The organism is Eubacterium uniforme, assembly GCF_900167115.1.
Taxonomy (GTDB): Bacteria; Bacillota; Clostridia; order Lachnospirales; family Lachnospiraceae; genus Eubacterium_S; species Eubacterium_S uniforme.
Genome location: NZ_FUXZ01000030.1, coordinates 1 through 2,729, shown reverse-complemented (window position 1 = coordinate 2,729; position 2,729 = coordinate 1). Strand labels below are relative to the sequence as shown.

General features: G+C 27.6%; 2 protein-coding genes and 1 pseudogene. All 3 read right to left on the bottom strand.

The annotated features are described in order from the left end of the window. Positions 1–461 (bottom strand): annotated as a pseudogene (locus B5D16_RS12180) (DUF3991 domain-containing protein); the annotation flags it as partial. A 399-nt stretch (positions 462–860) separates the two neighbouring features. Further along, positions 861–2,249, bottom strand: a complete 1,389-nt coding sequence (locus B5D16_RS12175; protein ID WP_078767242.1) for a relaxase/mobilization nuclease domain-containing protein — start codon at positions 2,247–2,249, stop codon at positions 861–863. Next, positions 2,236–2,589, bottom strand: coding sequence for a plasmid mobilization protein (locus tag B5D16_RS12170; RefSeq protein ID WP_078767241.1), 354 nt, complete (start codon positions 2,587–2,589; stop codon positions 2,236–2,238). The genes B5D16_RS12175 and B5D16_RS12170 overlap by 14 nt, the downstream gene beginning before the upstream one ends. Positions 2,590–2,729 lie beyond the last annotated feature (140 nt).

Below are 2,729 nucleotides of genomic sequence, written 5' to 3'. Positions count from 1 at the left end.
ACATTTTTATGTTCTTCATCTTGATATATATAACCCTTGTTAGCTAAGCTTTTAACTAAATCAACAGATAAACATCTTGTTTTAATCAAATAAGCAAATGTATTACGCATGTTAGTTGATTTTCTCGGTAATTCCAATTTACCATTATGTTCTTTTTCTTTCTTTACTTCCTTAAATCTGCTTATTTGAGCTTCTCCAATATAATTATTATTTAGATAATTTACTGCTCCAATAAAATCCATGTTGCCAAATTCTATCAAGAAATCAAATACCGATTTACTACTTCCATCAGAACTATATCTAACATACTTATTCTTACGCGGATCTATCATTACTGAATCATGTTCTTTTAGTGAATAAAAATTTCCCTTTTTTACAACATGATACCCCATGGATGAAGCCACATCCTGAATAGGTATACCTCTAAGCTTTTCTATCAGTTCTTCAGCTACATATTTCACAAAAATCACCTCCAAACAAAAAGAGAACTAGGTCTTTTTCTAGTTCTCTTAAATCTTTACACACTTATACAATTTAATTATACCACAAAACTTTAGTCCGTTTAGTACAAATTTAGTCCGTTTAGTACATCTTATATACTTTTACTTTTATTTAACCCGTTATTTTCATTAATACTTTTTAACAATTCTTGCACTTTTTCTAAATTTAGATTTTCTTCTTTTCTAAAGCAATCTCTTAGTCTTTCTTTTTCGATACAATCTATTTTTGTACTTTTTATAAACTTTAATTTTGATATAGCAATATTATTTTTTAATACTACCTGTTCGCTATAATCTATGCATTTTTTAATTTTTGATGCAATTTCATAATCCTTATGCTTATTATAGTTCTTAATTAGGTTATTTCAACATAGATTTATCAAGTTTTCTTTCTTCCAGGTTATCCTCTAATTCTTTTTTGATTTTTCTAAGATATTTTCTATCATTTTGTAGGTCTTTTTTTACTTTTCTTAACTCATCTTTCTTTTGAACATAAGTATTATAAGCCTGTTCGACATTCTTAACATCCATATACTTCTCTATCTTTTTTAACTTATCTAGATTAACATCTTGTTCTTCAGATAATGCTTTATATGATTTTAATAAATCAAATAGTGAAGGAATGCCTTTTGAATGTTTTAGATAATCCTTGTATTGCTGATTTAATTTTTTCATATATCCTTGAATCTTTAATATTTGATTATCCTTTTTTTCTATTTGACTAACTAAATCATTAAAGGAATCTACTTGATTTTTTTGAATAACCAATATTGAGTTAGTTAGAGTATTAATCTTGCTAACAGTTCTATTAACTTCCCAGTTTGATAAATGCTTACCCTTTTTTAATATATTATCTGCATAATAAATCTTTTTAGCTATATCTTTTTGATAAGCTGACATGTTTTCCCAGGAAACAAAACCTTTATAAACATGAATCTTATTAATATTTTCATTTACAGCTAATTCCACATCTTTAATATCCAACGGATTCATATTAAGTCTTCTTTTTAAATCTTCTGGATAATATCCAAAACCTAGACTATTTGCTCTTATATATTTAGTTTCACCTAATGGCTTAAACTTTAGTATTGTTCCATATTTTTTAGAATAGGCTTCCTTTACCTCAATATCATAATCTTTTTCTAATATTTCAAGCAATTCATCATAATCATTTGCACTTTTAACAGCTTCATCAATATCATGTTTTAATAGCTTACGTTTATTCAATGTTCCTTGTTCAGTTTTTTCATCCATTACCATGATATTAATTAATGGAAGATTATACTCTTCAGAAACCCTATTTACAATTGGTTGAATTATCTTTGCCCAATCTCCATTATTATACCTATACTTCTTTCCAGTAACTCTATTAACTGAATTAAAAACAATATGCCCATGCGGATGATCTGTATCATTATGCACCGCAGCCACATAATCAAATTCATCATTTAATAATTCTTGCGTAATATCCTCCATAACATTTAGCATGATAGAATCTTTAATTATTTCTCCTGCAGGATATGATACGATGAAATGATACCCCTGTCTTCCAAACCTTTTATTATAAAAATCTTTTGTCTTTATAAAACTCTTCAAAATTTCATCAGGTATTAATCCGGAGTTACTTACAACCAACTTCATGTTATCTGTCTTAACTGGATTTAAAATATAATTAATACAATTTCTAAGTCCTGTTGATGGTTCACCTGTTTTTCGTTCTTTAATATGCATCAATTTAGTAATCGCCATATTTTATGTCCTCCAACTTTTCTTCTATCAAATCTAATTTTTCATTTAACTGTTTAAGCATAATATTTAGTTCAGTCGATGGTTCATCAATATCATAGGTATTATATTGATGTGCAATCTGGTTTATGTTGTTTCCAATCTTTTTTATCTCATATGAAATAATCTTATTTAAATCATCAAATTGCTTTTCCGTAATTTTAATATCACAAGATTTGATTCTTAGATATTCACTAACTGTCATATTTGATTTTTGTGCTTTACATTTTATTTTTTCTTTTAAGGCTACTGGCAATCTAAATTTAATAGTTGTCATTTCCTGCTTTAATTGATTTCTGCTCATGATCCTTCTCCTTATGACTTGCACTCTATTTGTCGTGCAAGTTTATTGATTTGCACCTCATTTGTCGTGCAAGTTTATTGATTTGCACCCCATTTGTCGTGCAAGTTTATTGATTTGCACCCCATTTGTCGTGCAAGTTT